This window comes from Paraburkholderia sp. J94 (assembly GCF_905220285.1).
In the GTDB taxonomy this organism is placed as follows: domain Bacteria; phylum Pseudomonadota; class Gammaproteobacteria; order Burkholderiales; family Burkholderiaceae; genus Paraburkholderia; species Paraburkholderia tropica_A.
The window spans coordinates 440,120-456,066 of the sequence record NZ_CAJMZH010000006.1 but is presented as its reverse complement, the minus strand read 5'-3'; the positions used below and the strand labels follow the sequence as shown (position 1 = coordinate 456,066).

Below are 15,947 nucleotides of genomic sequence, written 5' to 3'. Positions count from 1 at the left end.
TTATCCCGCGAACGTGACTTCCGCGATCACCGGCGTGTGATCGGAAGGCTGCTCCCATTTGCGCGGCACCTTGTCGACTTCACACGCGGTGAGCGTGGCCGCGAGCGCGGGCGACAGCAGGATGTGATCGATGCGCAGCCCCGCATTGCGGCGGAACGCGAACATGCGGTAATCCCACCACGTGAACAGTTTTTCGGGCTGCTCGAACTGGCGGAACGCATCGACGAAACCGAGCGCGATGAGGCGCTGGAACTGCGCGCGCTCCTCGGGCGACACGAGATTCTGGCCTTCCCACGCTTTCGGGTCGTGCACATCGCGGTCTTCGGGCGCGATGTTGTAGTCGCCGAGCAGCGCGAGCTTCGGATACTGCTGCATTTCAGCCGCGAGCCAGTCGTGCATCGCGTTGAGCCAGTCGAGCTTGTACGCGAACTTCTCGCTGCCGGGCGCCTGACCGTTCGGGAAATACGCACAGACGATGCGCGTGCCTTCGACCGTCACGGCGACCACGCGCTGCTGCGGATCTTCGAAACCGGGAATGTTGCGCACGACGGTGCTCTCGTCGACGTTCAGGCCGTCGCGCACGAGAATAGCCACGCCGTTATAGGTCTTCTGGCCCGTGAACCAGCTGCGGTAGCCTTGCGCTTCGAGTTCGGCGCGCGGGTATTTATCGTCGGTGAGCTTCAGTTCCTGAAGACAGAGCACGTCGACCTTGCTCTCGCCGAGCCAGTCGATGACGTGCTGCAAGCGGACCTTCAGGGAATTGACGTTCCAGGTGGCGATTTTCATGAGTTGCTGAACAGGTAATGAGCGCGATGAAGCGGGCGCGACAGATCGGGCCGGCGGCCGCGCACGCGCGTGTCGAACGCGTGCCGCGAACCGGCGTTTCCCGCATCATACCTGGCCTCGCGCGTTCATGAGCAAACTCGTGAGCCAACCCGGCGCTTGCGCCGCGCTTTTTTCACCATTCCTCGAGCCACGGACGCAGATCGAGTTCGTGCGTCCACGCATCGCGCGGCTGCTGATGCAGCATCCAGTAGGCGTCGGCGATATGCTCGGGATTGAGGATGCCGTCGCGCTCCTTGAGCTTGTAGCGCTCTGGAAAATTCTCGCGGATGAATTCGGTATCGATCGCGCCGTCGACGATGATCTGCGCGACGTGCACACCTTCCGGCCCCAACTCGCGCGCCATCGATTGCGCGAGCGCGCGCAACGCGTGCTTCGCGCCCGCGAAAGCGGAGAAGCCCGCGCGTCCGCGTACGCTCGCCGTGGCGCCCGTGAAAAAGATCGAACCGCGCGCGCGTGGCAGCATGACCTTCGCCGCCTCGCGGCCCATCAGAAAGCCTGCGAAACAGGCCATTTCCCAGACCTTGTGATACACGCGCGCCGTGGTTTCGGTAATGCCGAAACGCACGTTCGCGCCGATATTGAAGATCGCGACTTCGACCGGCGCGATATTTTTTTCGATCTCGGCGAATAGCGCGATCATGTCCTCTTCCTTGCGCGCGTCCGAGCCGAACGCGTGCGCGACGCCGCCTTCGGCTTCGATCTGCGCGACGAGCGGCGCGAGCTTGTCCGCGTGGCGGCGCGTGACACAAGCGATATACCCTTCGCGCGCGAAACGGCGTGCGATCGCGCCGCCCGTTGCATCACCTGCGCCGATCACGAGTACGGCTTTCTTTTGCGTCATGGTGGTTTGTCTCCTTGTCATGTTTGCCTGCATGGAGGAATATGCGTCGAACGAATTCACACACGCATGGAGGAGCGGCAATGCAGAAAATCAGCGTGCAGTTTCTGTTCGACTTTGGCAGTCCTAATGCTTATTTGAGCCATAAGGTCATTCCCGCGATCGAAGCGCGTCATGGCGTGCGTTTCGAGTATGTGCCCATTCTGCTCGGCGGTCTGTTCAAGATGACCGGTAATCGCTCGCCGGCGGAAAGCACGGCGCAAATCGCAAACAAGCGCAAGTATATGTTTCGGGAGATGCAGCGCTTTATCGCGAAGCACGGCCTCAGCGCGTATCGGATGAATCCGCATTTTCCGGTGAATACGCTGCAGATCATGCGAGGCGCGGTGGCGGCGCAGCGCGAGGGCGTGTTCGAACATTACGTCGATCGCATGTTCGCGCATATGTGGGAAGGCGGCCTCAAGCTCGACGATCCCGAAGTGCTGCGCGCGACCTTGCAAGCCGATGGTTTCGACGTGGCGCGTTTTGAAACGCTGCTCGCGGACGCCGATGTGAAAGCCACGTTGCTCGCCAATACGCAGGATGCGTTCGAGCGCGGCGCGTTTGGCGCGCCGACGTTTTTCGTCGGCGAGGAGATGTTCTTCGGGAAGGATCAGTTGCGCGATGTCGAAGACGAAATCGTGCGTGTGAAAGGCGGCGCGTGACGCTTGCGCCGCAGCAGGGTGGGGAGCGCCGATGCCATGCAGGCGCTCCCTCGTTTTCATCGCGTGAGTCGCGTGTCGCGATTTAGACGGCGGCGGGCGCTTCGGCTTCGCTCGCCGACATCACGCCGATTCGCGCCCGCGCCGCGTCGTATTCGCGCTTCAGACGCGCGATCAGATCGGCGGCGGGCACGATGCTCTTGACCGCGCCGATGCCCTGGCCCGAGCCCCAGATGTCCTTCCAGGGCTTCACGCGGTTGGAGCCGAAATTCATCGCCGTGGGATCCGATTCCGGCAGCGCGTTCGGGTCGAGGCCGCTCGCGACGATACTCGAACGCAGATAGTTGCCGTGCACGCCGGTGAACAGATTCGAGTAGACGATATCGGCCGCGTTGCTATCGACGATCATCTGCTTGTAGGCCTCGACGGCGTTCGCTTCCTGCGTGGCGATGAAGGCCGAGCCGATGTACGCGAGGTCCGCGCCCGCCGCCTGCGCGGCGAGAATCGCATTGCCGTTGCCGATCGCGCCCGAGAGCAGCAGCGGGCCGTCGAACCATTCGCGGATCTCGTGAATGAGCGCGAACGGCGACAGCGTGCCCGCATGGCCGCCCGCACCGGCGGCGACGGCGATCAGGCCGTCCGCGCCTTTCTCGATGGCCTTCTTCGCGAACGTGTTGTTGATCACGTCGTGCAGCACGATGCCGCCCCAGCTATGCACCGCCTGATTCACTTCCTCGCGCGCGCCCAGCGAGGTGATGACGATCGGCACCTTGTATTGCGCGCACACGCCCAGATCGTGCTGCAGCCGGTCGTTGGACTTGTGGACGATCTGGTTCACCGCGAACGGCGCGGCGGGGCGGTCGGGATGCTTTGCGTTGTACTCGGCGAGTTCGGTGGTGATGCGGTCGAGCCATTCGCCGAGCACGTGTTCGGGACGGGCGTTGAGCGCCGGGAAGGAACCGACCACGCCGGCCTTGCACTGCGCGATCACGAGATCGGGATTCGAAATGATGAAAAGCGGCGAGCCGACGACCGGAATCGACAGGCCACGGCGCAGCACGGCGGGCAGGGACATCCCATATCTCCTTGATGATGACGGCGGCCCGCAGCGGGCGCTGTCGTGTAGTTCGTGATGGTTTGTGCTCGTGCGTGATGCTTCACGGGCCGACAGCGCTAAACATAGCAAAGCCGACAGCACTATGCAACCAGTTGCATAGTGGCATCATTCGAGGCTTATTCGGGACGGAACCAGGGCGGCGAGGCAGGGGGCGTGGTTTAGAATCGCCGCATGTCGACTCCGCACGCCATCCTCATCGCCCTGCTCGAAAAGCCGTCGTCGGGCTACGACCTCGCCCGGCGCTTCGACCGGGCCATCGGCTATTTCTGGCAGGCCACCCATCAGCAGATCTACCGCGAGCTGGGCCGCATGGTCTCGGCGGGTTGGGTGGCGGTGGTCGAGGAAGGCGAGGAGGGCGCGGCCGCGTCGCGCAAGAAGGTCTATCGCGTGTTGCCCGTGGGACGCGAGGAAGTCATGCGCTGGGCACGCGACACGCGGCTCGGCGTGGACGATCGCAACGTGTTCCTGCTCAAGCTGCGCGCCGATGCGGTGATTGGTCCGCTCGGTCTCGGCGAGGAGTTGCGGCGTTTGATCGATGAGGCGCGTGCGCGTCTGGAGACGTATCGCGAGATCGAGCGGCGCGACTTCGGCGCGGCGCAACTCACGCGCGCACAGCAATTGCAGTATGCGATCCTCAAGGCCGGTATTCACACGCAGACAACATGGCTCGCGTGGGCCGAGGAATTGCGCGAGATCGTGGGCGACGAGGCGGTTTGAAACGCTGTTCGTTCATCGCGCTAATTTGATTCGGATGCCGAATCAATTGCGTCAAACGCTATCCGCGAGATTCGACGCTCAACACGAGGATGAAAAAAGTGTTGACGTAACGGGATCATGGTCCTATAATTCTTTTCTCTGACGGACGCGGGGTGGAGCAGTCTGGCAGCTCGTCGGGCTCATAACCCGAAGGTCACAGGTTCAAATCCTGTCCCCGCAACCAAGGATTCTCAAAGCCCGCACGATGCAAATCGTGCGGGCTTTATCCTTTGTAGCTTCCGTTTTGCGTTCCTCTTTTGGGTTCCTTTTTGGCGCCGCATCAGTACGGCGCCATGTGTCTTCCGATCAAGCTTCTTTTAATGCCCAATCCACCGCCGCCTGCGCATGCAGCGCCGTGGTGTCGAACACGGGCAGCGCGGAGTCTTCAGCGCGTATCAGCAGGGTGATCTCGGTGCAGCCGAGTATGACCGCCTGCGCGCCCGCTTGGGCCAGCGCGTCGATCGTGCGCTGATAAACCTGCCTCGATTCCGCCTTCACAATCCCGTGGCACAACTCGTCGTAGATGATGCGATGCACGTCCGTGCGCGCCGCCTCGTCAGGCACGATGGCCTCGATGCCGTGCACGTCGCGCAGCCGCCCCGCGTAGAAGTCGTGCTCCATCGTATAGCGCGTGCCCAGCAGGCCGACGCGTGTCACGCCCGCCGCACGCAGCGCCGCGCCGGTCGGGTCCGCGATATGCAGGAAGGGAATCGAAATGGCCGCTTCGATCGACGCGCACACGCGATGCATCGTGTTGGTCGCGAGCAGCACGATGCCCGCGCCGCCGCGTTCGAGTTGCGTGGCCGCTTGCGCCATCTGCACGCCGAGTGCATCCCAGTCGCCGGCGCGCTGAAGTGCCTCGATATCCGCGAAGTCGACGGTCGCCATCAGGCTGCGCGCGTTGTGATGGCCGCCGAGCCGCGCCTTCGTATAGCTGTTGAGCAGGCGGTAATACTCCGCCGACGACTCCCAGCTCATGCCGCCAATCACGCCGATCGTTTTCATCATCTGCCATTGCGAAAGAGGTAAGGTCCGAACGAGTATAGGCGTGTGTACCGTGCTGTACAGGTACGGTGCGGCGCAAGTGTCACGATACGGATCGGGCATAGCGCGCGGACAGTTGTCGCAAAAATGGATCACTTCAGTACAGTTGTGCGCGAGTGTACGGATGGCACCGCATTTCTGGCGCCGATAGAATCGGGACACATGCCGCGATGCGCAGGCCGCATCGGGCCCACAACAAGACGCCACCCAGGAGCCTCACCATGGACCTGATCGTTCGCCGCGCGGTGCTCGCGCACGCGCATCCCGCCGGCCATGCCACGGTCGATATCGGCATCGAGTCGGCGCGCATCGTGGCCGTCGAGCCGCGTATCGACGCGCAGGCGCGCGAGGAAATCGACGCTGCCGGGATGCTCGTGAGCGCGCCGTTCATCGACGCGCATTTCCACATGGACGCCACGCTGTCTTACGGGCTGCCGCGCGTGAATGCGTCGGGCACGCTGCTCGAAGGCATTGCGCTTTGGGGCGAACTGAAGCCGCATCTCACTCAGGAAGCGCTGGTCGAGCGCGCGTTGCAGTACTGCGATTGGGCCGTCGCGCGCGGCTTGCTGGCGATCCGTTCGCACGTCGATGTCTGCGACGAGCGGCTGCTCGCGGTCGAGGCGCTGCTCGAAGTGAAGCGTCGCGTCGCACCGTATCTCGATCTGCAACTCGTGGCCTTTCCGCAAGACGGCGTGCTGCGCAGCGCGGGCGCGTTCGACAATCTCAAGCGCGCGATTGCGATGGGCGTCGATGTGGTCGGCGGCATTCCGCACTTCGAGCGCACGATGGCCGATGGCGCGGAATCCGTGCGCCTGCTCTGCGAATTCGCCGCGGAAAAAGGCTTGCGCGTCGACATGCATTGCGACGAATCCGACGATCCGCTCTCGCGTCACATCGAAACGCTCGCGGCGCAGACGCACCGCCTCGGCCTGCAAGGCCGCGTGACCGGCTCGCATCTGACGTCGATGCATTCGATGGACAACTACTACGTGAGCAAGCTGATTCCGCTGATCCGCGATTCGGGCGTGGCGGCGATTGCGAATCCGCTGATCAACATCACGTTGCAGGGGCGCGCCGACACCTATCCGAAGCGGCGCGGCATGACGCGCGTGCCCGAGTTGATGGCGGCGGGCGTGACGGTGGCGTTCGGCCACGATTGCGTGATGGACCCGTGGTACAGCTTCGGCTCGGGCGACATGCTCGAAGTCGCGCACATGGGCCTGCACGTCGCGCAGATGACGGGCGTGGAGGCGACGCGCGCGTGTTTCGACGCGGTGACGGTCAACCCCGCGAAGATTCTCGGGCTCGAAGGTTATGGCATCGCGCCCGGTTGCGCCGCGAATCTCGTCGTGCTCGATGCGCGCGATCCGATCGAGGCGATTCGCCTGCGCGCCGCGCGGCTCGCGGTCGTGAGCCGGGGCAGGGTGGTGAGCCGGCAACCCGCGCAGCGCGCGTCGCTCACGCTCGAAGGGCGGCCTGAAAGCGTCGATTTCAAACTGCATCGCTGAACGCCGTGGGGCAACGCAGCCGCGCGAGGTTCTCCATCGAGCGCCCATAAAAAAACCGCGCACCTCCGGCTCTTATACCTTACCGGTACATAGTTGATGGGGTGGCCGCGCGAAAGTCTTGTGGTAGCGAGGCGTAGCTCCTTACGGCATTGCGATGTATTTATACATCGCAATGCATCGAAACTCTAAAGGCCGGTTTTCCACCGGCCTCTCTTATCGTTCACTCGCCCAGAACCTTGCGTATCGCGAGCGCAAATCCCACCTCGAAAATCGTCCGACCTCTTTCACTCACGATTTCGCCATGACTACCCTCTTTGAGTCCACGCTCGTCAAGGTAGTCCGAATCGACCGCCTTCTTCAAAGCATCATGCTCAGATGGTGTAAGTTGCGCCGCCATCGCAATCACTGTGACGGGTTGCGTTCCAGATGTAGCCGCTTCGATAGGTCGACTCTGCGGCCGTCTGTCGACGGTCACCTGAGCGTTGGCTTTTAGGATATTGAGCTGAGCCTTGAGTTTGTCACGTTCAACGATGACGGCCTGCATGATGGACCGTATGGCTGGGTCATCAATTCGTAACAAGTAATCGTGGGTTGCGAGCGTTTTCGGTGGCTTCGGCGACGGAGGGCCTGAGAAAGCTCCCCAAGCCTCGATGAGCGCTCGATAGTCGGCGGACTGGGCGTTATAGAGAATACGGCCTTTCATGATTTTTTCTGCTTCGACCGCGCGGCCGATGGCTGGCAGCGAAAAATCTCGTGAACCAGACTCGTATTGCCGCCGGCAAACATCATGCAGTCTCGCGAGGTTTGCTCGTCGGTTCGAGCGTGCGCCCTTCGTAAGCAGTGACTCAATGACGGCGTCGGGGTGAATGTCAGTCATGCTGTTCATGCCTGTGTAACCTGGAAACTGGGCGCAAATGCTAGCGACCGATTTAGGGTGGGCAGTAATGAGAGAAGGTCCGTATCAAAATGCTGGCTGAGACTCTTGCCGGCGTCCATCAACTGAACCACGTCTCGTTGGCCCAGCGCAGTATTCGCTGGGTTCATTTTTTGTGCGAGGCTCCGCATGAAGGCGTTGCCAACGCGAAGTTGTTCGTTTTCGTTCAGCAGCATAAACATGGGGGGAAGCCCGTCTCGATACAAGGCGACGTCAAGCAACTGACTGCGCCGGAACACTGCCTTGCCGGGTTCTAGGTCAGGGTACATTTCAATGCTTTCGCACACGCCTGTAAGCTGTAGCAATTCGGAATCTGTCTCGTCGAAGGCGATATGCAAGTCGTTCTCGGTGCCGACGGCAATCATCCGACTTCCGGTGTTCTCCTGCTCGCTTTCCAGTGCCGCCTTGCAACGTTCGACTAGGCGCCAGCAGGCAACGATGTCTTCCGCTAGGTCGCTAAAGCGCTTCATGGCACTCTCCCAAACGCGCTCGGCTTGGCGGAGAGACTCCATCTGCGCAAACGTCCGACCTATGTTCTCCGCGTCCGCCTTCTCTTTCTTCAACTTTTGCAGCGCGGTCTCGTGAGCGAGACAGGTGTTGCGCGCCTCGTCGAAATGGTAAGCAAGAGTGTTGAAGTGGGCGGCTAACGCTGGCAGATAGTGTGGCTCTGTGACGAACCAACGGCAACGAACACAGTTGCGACTTCCGCCTGGAACAGGACCGTGCTTAGGGTTTTCCGATGACGTAGGCTTCGAAGTCATTGCGCCGCCGTTATAGCAGCCGCCCACTGCGCCATTTTCCTCGACCTCACTGGTGTTACCGCCCACGACGCACAGGCCGTGATGCATCGGCATCCAACCGGCAGGATTGCGCGCCGCCGGATGCAGTGGAACTGCCGCTGCAAGGCTAGGAACGCTGTTGCAGATTGCCTTTCGCAGAAGAGCATCGTGCTCTGTATCCAGCAGGAAATTCTGGATGCTTGCCGCTTTATTTTCCTCGAGTTGCTGCGCTGCCCCGAGCAATACATCGCGGATGTGCGTCGCCCCCGGCTTCGTGTAGTACAGGGTCATGATTAGGCGGCTGTGGCCAACGAGTTTTTGAAGAACGGGGAAAGGAACCTGCCCTTCCAAAGCCAGTGCCGTGATGAGCGACACCCTCAAGCTGTGCAGAGGGAACAGGGTGGTTTTCCCGGTTTGCTCTTCCGGCAGAGGGAGGAAGCGAATTTGCGTACCATTACGGTGGGTTTCGTCGCGTTCGGCTAACTTCCGTTGCAGTGCGCCTAGCAAGCAAAACCAAGGTTTATCCAAGGTTTCAGTTGTCAGAGGCAGGTGATATTCGCCATCTCGTGCTTCCGGCATTCTGAAAAGAAAGCAGGTATCCGGATAGCTTGCAAGTTGTACTGCGCTCTTGGCGTTAAAGTGACGCCCATCCAGTTCCGACCAGGCGGTGCGCCGCGAAATAGGGGCATATTTTTCTTGCCAATTTCGTAATTTCTCCAGCCAGTAAAACACATCCTGATGCAGGGGGCCGCCCATCGGCCACGGCAACACGTAACCTTTCTCAGGACCTGATTTGGCAATGTCAGCAGTCTTGTTTGTATTGATGTAGAGAAGCGCCGAACTACTATCGCCAATGTCAAGTTGACGATTTAAGCGGAAAACTCCCTGTTGTTGGGGCCTCCGCTCATTGCCTTGAGCGAGTCTGTTCGCATTCAAGGCCCAAGCTCGCGCTTCATAACGCCAGGTATCCGATTCTCCAGAGTCGAGCATACGGACCTGAAATGTACGTAGAGGCAGTATGAGCTTGGCTAAAAGCGCCACCCAGCGGACCGGACTCCACATTTCTAGGCGGCTTGAGTTGGTAAGAGGCCTCACGCGCCAAACGCAGTCCGGGTCGGTCTTGTCAATCTGATTTTCAGTAACCTCGAACCAGTCCGGCGAGGTATACCCACGCTTCCCGATTTCTGCTCCTAACGCACCTTGTGCCCAAAGCCAGTCACCGAAGTTTGGCCCTTCGGCAAGCATCTGCCTTAGTTCATCTATGTAGCCATATGGAAGTGGAGAGTGGACGCTCTCATCGCGCCTGGGCATACCACTCCTCGACATCCTTGACAAAGGATTCCGGAATGCAGGGGAAATCCACGACTTCCCGTTGTCGTCTACTTCACTGAAATGCTGCAGAAGCACGAAGTGCAGGAATTCGTGGATAGCATTGTTATATTTGATACCTGAAACTGAGTTAGGGCACGCCGTGCGAAAAAAGTCTGGCAGAACGGTTGTCCGTGCAAAGAAAATGGAGGTGTCAAGCGGTACGGCCTCTTGAAGGAGATAACGCTCGAAGAAGGCTGTCAATGCATGCAACCTGACGTCGAGTCCATTTGTTTCGCCTTTTAGCCATTCCACGGCTAAAAGGCGCCAAGCCTCAAACTGCGGATATTTGCGCGCAACCCAGCCAAGGCTGGTGTCCGCCTTGCGAGTTACGCCTTTGCTCTTGGACGTCGAGGTGGCGGGTGCCTTCGAGGCGTTTGTCGCGCTGTTTCCATTCATGCAAATGTCCTCAATCGTTCAGTTCAATGCCAGTTAGTCTGGATTCAATTTGTGTTTCGGAGATTTTTCCCCGGAGTCGCTTCGCGGCTTCTTCGAGAGCTGCGATGGCTTCCCGCGCGTTCGCCTGCGTATACACCTCTTGGCTTTCGAGGGAGGTGTGATGCATAAAGCGACGGATGAGCGACTTATCGACGCCAGCATTGCGTAGCCTTCGCCCATAAGCATGCCGGTGACCGTGCGGAGTTGTGCCCAGCGCCTTGCTCACCGTGAGCCCGATGCGCTCGCAGGCTGCGGCGTGCGCCTTGTTGTACTGAGCGAGCTTGTACATGGCGCCGACCGGCTCGCGGTTTAAATTGATAAATGCGAATGGATGCGACCGTTCGATACGCGCGACGTCTTCGAGATATCTATGCCAGAGTTGTAAGAACCATTCGCCATACTCGGGTACAAACCAATACGCTTGTTTGTAATACGCCGCGTCGAGCATCCCCCCTTTCCAACCCGCGTGTCGGCCATCCATCAGGTCGGTTCGTGGAGCGAGGCCGAACTCTAAAGCGAGGTATTCTGCTCGATTGCCTTTACGCTGCCGGCCTCGCTCATCACGCCAGTCTTCGGGCGCCGCACCGTAACTTGGGTGATGAATGAGCACCTTCGCCTGTCGAGTGTTGGCAGGGTCCGCAAAGACGTCGTGGATATAAATATGAAACGGTTCAGATTCACGGAAGCCGGCTCCATGCAGCAGAAGAGTAATGAGCATGCTCCGGTAGTCGTAACGACCGGCCGCATAGAAACCTTTCAGTAGCAAATCCTTGAAGCGCTCCTCCGGAAACGCGGGTGGCTCACCTCTTTCGACCTTTGGAACACGCCTGCTGCGCAGGCGATGCCCAGCGACGAACGAGGACGCGTTTGCGGCCCATGTGTGTCCGAGAAGGGCCTTATTGCGCCGATATTGATACGCTGCTTCGTCGGTTTGTCGGTCAAATGTCCCACCTGCATATCGCGGGTTTAAACTAGCGGCCGCAGGACGCGTCTCTCCCAGCCAGTCAAAAAAGTCTGAGAGGTGCGTAACCACGTTCGCGGCTTCTTTCGGTGAACGAGGAGCCCAGCACAGGCTGCTTGGGTCTAGCCCGGTTGTGCGGTCGAACGTTCCTGTGTAAAGGCGCTGTGCGAAGTTTTGGAAGAGGCGATATGTATCTCGCTCGGCCGGATTGCTTTGGAGGTACTCCAGAAACATTTGAACTGAGCGGGTGACCTTTGTCATCCACGCTAGGCTTCGGTCGTGGCTACGCGACAGGCAATAGTCGAGCAACGGTTCAAGAACTCCGGCGGGCGTGAGTAGCGCAGGTATTTCGGTGTAAACGCCGGTGGCATCAGTGAAGATTTTGGCGGGCACTGAAACGAACATCAGACACTCCGCTCGTGGAGTTGCCTGACGCGAAAGAGGCGGATGGCTAGCTCTACGACGCTCCGGCCGCTCAACTCAGCGCGCGCGTCGGAAGACCTCGGAGCATCGAGCAATAGCCCAAACTGAAAGGTGTCGACAGTCACGTGCCGACGCACGGAGGCTGCCGACCTAGCGGGAGTGGGCGTGGTATCGCGCTTTGCTGAAGCAGCCAGCGCAATGAGCGCGACAGCAGCTGTTGCTTCGAGTAAGCAGACGAGTGTTGCGGAAGATGGACGAGCCAAAGCGAATCTCCTTGATGAGACTGAAATCCAAGGGATTCGCCCGGCTTGAGAGTCGCCCGGGTTCGAATTGCGGGCGCAAGTCAGACGGTACAACGTAGCTGAAGCGTCGCGACTACAGGAGCCCTCACCGTACTCCCGAAGGAGCCTCGAACAGTGCTGGAACTACCTTGACTCAACAACCAAGCGCAATCATAAGTCTGAACAATTCGACTTGTAAAGAGTAAGAGGCAGCTACGCGACTCTCAATGAAAGACGGTACTGCTCAACTGCTGGCTGATGCATACGATGCAAGATTAGGGAGGAACTTCAATCTCTGGAGAAAAAAAACACCCCTACTGGAGGGGTGTCGGTGAAGAGTTTAAGCGCTGACTTCTACTTCAAACCCACAACTATGTAACTTTAATTGGGGGGGAGAACCGAAGTGCGCGGTTTTGCTTTTCAGCGCTGAGCGCCGCGAAGCTTCGGCTTAATGCTGCGCCGGCGGCTGCTCCATGCCGTTGTGGCGCAGCAGGGCGTCGATGCTCGGCTCGCGGCCGCGGAACGCCTTGAACGATTCCATCGCCGGGCGGCTGCCGCCCACTTCCAGAATCTCCTTGCGATAGCGCGTGCCGGTGGCCGCGTCGAGCACGCTCGACTTCGCGGCTTGCGCGGCTTCCTCGAACGCCGCGTAGGCGTCGGCGGACAGCACTTCGGCCCACTTGTAGCTGTAGTAGCCCGCCGCGTAGCCGCCCGCGAAGATGTGGCTGAAGGTGTTCGGCCAGCGCGAGAACGGCGCCTGCGGAATCACGTGATAACGCTCGTTGATCTCGCGTGCGAGCTCGTTCACGGTCTTGCCCTTCGAGGCGTCGAAGTCCACGTGCAGCGCCATGTCGAACATCGAGAACACGATCTGGCGCAGCGTGCCCAGACCGCTCTGGAAGTTCTTGGCGGCGAGCATCTTGTCGAAGAGTTCGCGCGGCAGCGGCTTGGCCGTGTCGACGTGCGAAGTCATCTCCGTAAGCACGTCCCACTCCCAGCAGAAGTTCTCCATGAACTGCGAGGGCAGTTCGACTGCGTCCCATTCCACGCCGTTGATACCCGACACCGAGAGCTCATCGACGCGCGTGAGCATGTGATGCAGGCCGTGGCCGAACTCGTGGAACAGCGTGATGACTTCGTCGTGCGTGAAGCAGGCCGGACGGCCGCCCACGGGCGCCGAGAAGTTGCAGGTGAGGTAAGCGACCGGCGTCTGCACGCCGTTGGCTTCGAGCTTGCGGCGCGAGCGCGCGTCGTCCATCCATGCGCCGCCGCGTTTGCCTTCGCGCGCGTAGAGGTCGAGATAGAACTGCGCGACCAGCGTGCCGTCGGTGTTTTCGACGCGGAAGAAGCGCACGTCGCTGTTCCAGACCGGCGCGCTGTCGTCGCGGATGCGCACGCCGAACAGCGTCTCCGTGACCTTGAACAGACCCTGAAGCACGAAGTCTTCGGGGAAGTACTGCTTCACTTCGTTCTCGGAGAACGAGTAGCGCTTCTGGCGCAGACGCTCGGCGGCGAACGCCATGTCCCACGGTTCGAGTTGCGTGAGGCCGAACTCGCTGGCGGCGAATTCGCGCAGCTCCGCCCAGTCCTTTTCCGCGTGCGGACGCGCGCGCGTGGCGAGGTCTTCGAGGAAGCTCATGACCTGTGCCGGCGATTCGGCCATCTTCGGCGTGAGCGAGACTTCGGCGAAGTTGTTGTAGCCGAGCATCTTCGCTTCTTCGGCGCGCAGCTTGAGCTGTTCGTCGACGATCGCGGTGTTGTCCCATTCGGGCTTGCCGCCGCCGTAGACCGCCCCGAGTTCCGAGGCGCGCGTCACGTAGGCGCGGTACATCGTTTCGCGCATCGCGCGGTTTTCCGAGTACTGCAGCACCGGGAAATACGAGGGGAAATGCAGCGTGAACTTCCAGCCTTCCTGGTTATCGCGCTCGGCGGCTTCGCGCGCGGCGGCGATCACGTCGTCGGGCAGGCCGGCCAGTTCGCTCTCGTCCTTCGCGTAGAACGCGTAGGCGTTCGTGGCGTCGAGCACGTGATCCGAGAACGACTTCGAGAGCGCGGCCTGACGTTCCTGCAGCTCGGCGAAACGCGGCTTCTGGTCTTCGGGCAGCTCCGCGCCCGAGAGGCGGAAGTCGCGCAGCGCGTTGTCGAGAATCTTCTTGCGCTCGCTCGTGAGCAGCTGGAACGAGTTGTGATTCGTGATGGCCTTGTACTTCTCGTACAGCGCGAGATTCTGGCCGACGCTCGACCAGAACTCGGTCACGCGCGGCAGGTTCTCGCCGTAGACGGCGCGCAGCTCGGGCGTGTCGGCGACGGCGTTCAGGTGGCCGATCACGCCCCACGCGCGCGAGAGCGGCTCGGTGACGCGCTCGACGGGTTCGACCACGTCGCTCCATTGCGCGGGCGTCATCGGTTGCGCGGCGCGTTCGACGGCGGCGTTCGCGTTCGCGAGCAGCACGTCGAGGGCGGGCGTGACGTGTTCGGGGCGGATTTCGCCGAAGCGCGGCAGGCCGGAGAAGTCGAGCAGCGGATTATCGGAGGATGTCGTTGCCATGGTGCGTCCTGTTCCTTCTGTCGCGGTTAGTCGATTCGGGGCGCCGCGCGATGTCGCGCGCCCCGGCTGTGGGTTCGATAGATCGGTTATTGGGGCGCAGTGCGCGCTTTCCAACCGGGTCATGCGAGCAAATTAGCAGAAGTCGGTGCGCGGCGGCGTAATCCCGACTCGCCAAACGGTGTGCGGACGGGCGCATACGGGGCCGCCGGGCGTAAAAAAGCCCCGGATTTCCGGGGCTTTTTGAATGTCGATGCGTACGGCGTCGTGTTGCAACGCGCAATGCCAACGTCGTAGCCAACAGCAGCCTTACACGCCGGCTGCGCGCTCCGCGGCTTCGATCGTGTTGACGAGCAGCATGGTGATCGTCATCGGGCCGACGCCGCCCGGCACCGGCGTGATGAAGCCGGCCTTGTCCTTCAGACCCGCGAAGTCGACGTCGCCGCACAGCTTGCCGTTGTCGTCGCGGTTCATGCCCACGTCGATCACGGTCGCGCCCGGCTTGATCATGTCGGCGGTCAGCACGTTGCGCTTGCCCACGGCGGCCACGACGATGTCGGCGTCGAGCGTGTGCTTCGCGAGGTCGCGCGTCTTGCTGTGGCAGATCGTGACCGTCGCGCCCTTTTCGAGCAGCAGCAGCGCCATCGGCTTGCCGACGATGTTCGAGCGGCCGATCACCACGGCGTTCGCGCCTTCGAGCGGAATCTCGTATTCCTCGAACATCTTCATCACGCCGTAGGGCGTGCAGGGGCGGAACAGCGGCTGGCCGGTCATGAGCGCGCCGGCGTTGGCGACGTGGAAGCCGTCGACGTCCTTCTCGGGCGCGATCGCTTCGAGCACCTTGTGGCTGTCGATGTGCCTGGGCAGCGGCAGTTGCACGAGGATGCCGTGGATCTTCGGGTCGTTGTTCAACTCGTCGATGCGCTTGAGCAGATCGGCTTCCGGGAGCGTTTCGGCATAACGGTCGTACGACGAATAGAGGCCGTTGTCCTCGCACGCCTTGATCTTGTTGCGCACGTAGACCTCGCTCGCCGGATTGTCGCCGACCAGCACGACCGCGAGGCCCGGCTGATGGCCGCGTGCGGCGAGGGCGGCGGCGCGCGTGGCGACGTCGGCGCGCAGTTTCTTGGAGAGGGCGAGGCCGTCGATGAGAGTGGCAGTCATGGTCGGTCGAGAATCGATTAGGGCAAGGCGGGGAGCGTGACCGCCGGGGCGAGCGGCGGGGCGCAAACGAGGCGAATCCTGCGTCGCGGCGTTCGCACGAACTTTCGTCTGAAAGATCGCGCGAAAACGGGCGCCGCTGCGGAGGCCGACATTATACCCGCGCGACGGGCGCGACTTGTCGCGGCAGGACGGATCGCCGGCCGATTCTGGAAGGAAAAACGCGGAGAAATAGACTCGCGCGCCG

At 61.1% G+C, this 15,947-nt stretch carries 12 protein-coding genes and 1 tRNA gene; 4 read left to right on the top strand and 9 right to left on the bottom strand.

Annotated features, from left to right (window positions below; translation table 11 throughout):
• Together xth and U4Y88_RS15615 are read right to left on the bottom strand one after the other, a co-directional pair.
• Nucleotides 1–786, bottom strand: a complete 786-nt coding sequence (gene xth, locus U4Y88_RS15620; RefSeq protein WP_224015348.1) for an exodeoxyribonuclease III — start codon at nucleotides 784–786, stop codon at nucleotides 1–3.
• A gap of 172 nt (nucleotides 787–958) precedes the next feature.
• Nucleotides 959–1,687: an SDR family oxidoreductase gene (locus tag U4Y88_RS15615; RefSeq protein ID WP_321784877.1), complete on the bottom strand. Its 729-nt coding sequence runs from the start codon at nucleotides 1,685–1,687 to the stop codon at nucleotides 959–961.
• Between the two features lie 80 nt (nucleotides 1,688–1,767).
• Between U4Y88_RS15615 and U4Y88_RS15610 the strand changes: the two genes are divergently transcribed.
• Nucleotides 1,768–2,388 (top strand): 2-hydroxychromene-2-carboxylate isomerase, encoded by a 621-nt coding sequence (locus U4Y88_RS15610; RefSeq protein ID WP_321784875.1) that lies wholly within the window; start codon nucleotides 1,768–1,770, stop codon nucleotides 2,386–2,388.
• A gap of 82 nt (nucleotides 2,389–2,470) precedes the next feature.
• Here U4Y88_RS15610 and U4Y88_RS15605 read toward each other — a convergent pair whose 3' ends face one another.
• Nucleotides 2,471–3,460 (bottom strand): nitronate monooxygenase family protein, encoded by a 990-nt coding sequence (locus U4Y88_RS15605; protein WP_310631627.1) that lies wholly within the window; start codon nucleotides 3,458–3,460, stop codon nucleotides 2,471–2,473.
• A 213-nt stretch (nucleotides 3,461–3,673) separates the two neighbouring features.
• On the opposite strand from U4Y88_RS15605, the gene U4Y88_RS15600 reads away from it, so the two are divergent.
• Together U4Y88_RS15600 and U4Y88_RS15595 are read left to right on the top strand one after the other, a co-directional pair.
• Nucleotides 3,674–4,219: a PadR family transcriptional regulator gene (locus U4Y88_RS15600; protein ID WP_321784873.1), complete on the top strand. Its 546-nt coding sequence runs from the start codon at nucleotides 3,674–3,676 to the stop codon at nucleotides 4,217–4,219.
• Nucleotides 4,220–4,365: 146 nt separating this feature from the next.
• Nucleotides 4,366–4,442 (top strand) — tRNA-Met (locus U4Y88_RS15595).
• A gap of 122 nt (nucleotides 4,443–4,564) precedes the next feature.
• On the opposite strand, the gene U4Y88_RS15590 is transcribed toward U4Y88_RS15595, so the two are convergent.
• Nucleotides 4,565–5,263: an aspartate/glutamate racemase family protein gene (locus U4Y88_RS15590; RefSeq protein ID WP_321784959.1), complete on the bottom strand. Its 699-nt coding sequence runs from the start codon at nucleotides 5,261–5,263 to the stop codon at nucleotides 4,565–4,567.
• 260 nt (nucleotides 5,264–5,523) lie between these two features.
• On the opposite strand from U4Y88_RS15590, the gene U4Y88_RS15585 reads away from it, so the two are divergent.
• Complete coding sequence (locus U4Y88_RS15585; protein ID WP_321784871.1) at nucleotides 5,524–6,810, top strand: amidohydrolase family protein; 1,287 nt, start codon at nucleotides 5,524–5,526, stop codon at nucleotides 6,808–6,810.
• Between the two features lie 220 nt (nucleotides 6,811–7,030).
• Here the strand turns inward: U4Y88_RS15585 and gmtX are convergent, their stop codons facing one another.
• The 5 genes from gmtX to folD form a co-directional block, all read right to left on the bottom strand.
• Nucleotides 7,031–7,696, bottom strand: coding sequence for a gamma-mobile-trio protein GmtX (gene gmtX, locus U4Y88_RS15580; RefSeq protein WP_321784869.1), 666 nt, complete (start codon nucleotides 7,694–7,696; stop codon nucleotides 7,031–7,033).
• Nucleotides 7,693–10,290 (bottom strand): integrase family protein, encoded by a 2,598-nt coding sequence (locus U4Y88_RS15575; RefSeq protein WP_321784867.1) that lies wholly within the window; start codon nucleotides 10,288–10,290, stop codon nucleotides 7,693–7,695. The genes gmtX and U4Y88_RS15575 overlap by 4 nt, the downstream gene beginning before the upstream one ends.
• A 10-nt stretch (nucleotides 10,291–10,300) precedes the next feature.
• Complete coding sequence (gene gmtY, locus U4Y88_RS15570) at nucleotides 10,301–11,695, bottom strand: gamma-mobile-trio recombinase GmtY (RefSeq protein ID WP_321784865.1); 1,395 nt, start codon at nucleotides 11,693–11,695, stop codon at nucleotides 10,301–10,303.
• 747 nt (nucleotides 11,696–12,442) lie between these two features.
• Nucleotides 12,443–14,542: a M3 family metallopeptidase gene (locus U4Y88_RS15565; RefSeq protein WP_321784863.1), complete on the bottom strand. Its 2,100-nt coding sequence runs from the start codon at nucleotides 14,540–14,542 to the stop codon at nucleotides 12,443–12,445.
• Between the two features lie 306 nt (nucleotides 14,543–14,848).
• Nucleotides 14,849–15,703 (bottom strand): bifunctional methylenetetrahydrofolate dehydrogenase/methenyltetrahydrofolate cyclohydrolase FolD, encoded by an 855-nt coding sequence (gene folD / locus U4Y88_RS15560; RefSeq protein WP_321784861.1) that lies wholly within the window; start codon nucleotides 15,701–15,703, stop codon nucleotides 14,849–14,851.
• Nucleotides 15,704–15,947 lie beyond the last annotated feature (244 nt).

What these genes read in the sequence shown, in the direction of transcription:
- U4Y88_RS15565 (WP_321784863.1), bottom strand. Translation starts at nt 14,542, where the DNA reads ATGGCAACGACATCCTCCGATAATCCGCTGCTCGACTTCTCCGGCCTG.
- U4Y88_RS15585 (WP_321784871.1), top strand. Translation starts at nt 5,524, where the DNA reads ATGGACCTGATCGTTCGCCGCGCGGTGCTCGCGCACGCGCATCCCGCC.
- U4Y88_RS15590 (WP_321784959.1), bottom strand. Translation starts at nt 5,263, where the DNA reads ATGAAAACGATCGGCGTGATTGGCGGCATGAGCTGGGAGTCGTCGGCG.
- gmtY (WP_321784865.1), bottom strand. Translation starts at nt 11,695, where the DNA reads ATGTTCGTTTCAGTGCCCGCCAAAATCTTCACTGATGCCACCGGCGTT.
- U4Y88_RS15610 (WP_321784875.1), top strand. Translation starts at nt 1,768, where the DNA reads ATGCAGAAAATCAGCGTGCAGTTTCTGTTCGACTTTGGCAGTCCTAAT.
- U4Y88_RS15600 (WP_321784873.1), top strand. Translation starts at nt 3,674, where the DNA reads ATGTCGACTCCGCACGCCATCCTCATCGCCCTGCTCGAAAAGCCGTCG.
- U4Y88_RS15575 (WP_321784867.1), bottom strand. Translation starts at nt 10,290, where the DNA reads ATGAATGGAAACAGCGCGACAAACGCCTCGAAGGCACCCGCCACCTCG.
- gmtX (WP_321784869.1), bottom strand. Translation starts at nt 7,696, where the DNA reads ATGAACAGCATGACTGACATTCACCCCGACGCCGTCATTGAGTCACTG.
- xth (WP_224015348.1), bottom strand. Translation starts at nt 786, where the DNA reads ATGAAAATCGCCACCTGGAACGTCAATTCCCTGAAGGTCCGCTTGCAG.
- U4Y88_RS15615 (WP_321784877.1), bottom strand. Translation starts at nt 1,687, where the DNA reads ATGACGCAAAAGAAAGCCGTACTCGTGATCGGCGCAGGTGATGCAACG.
- U4Y88_RS15605 (WP_310631627.1), bottom strand. Translation starts at nt 3,460, where the DNA reads ATGTCCCTGCCCGCCGTGCTGCGCCGTGGCCTGTCGATTCCGGTCGTC.
- folD (WP_321784861.1), bottom strand. Translation starts at nt 15,703, where the DNA reads ATGACTGCCACTCTCATCGACGGCCTCGCCCTCTCCAAGAAACTGCGC.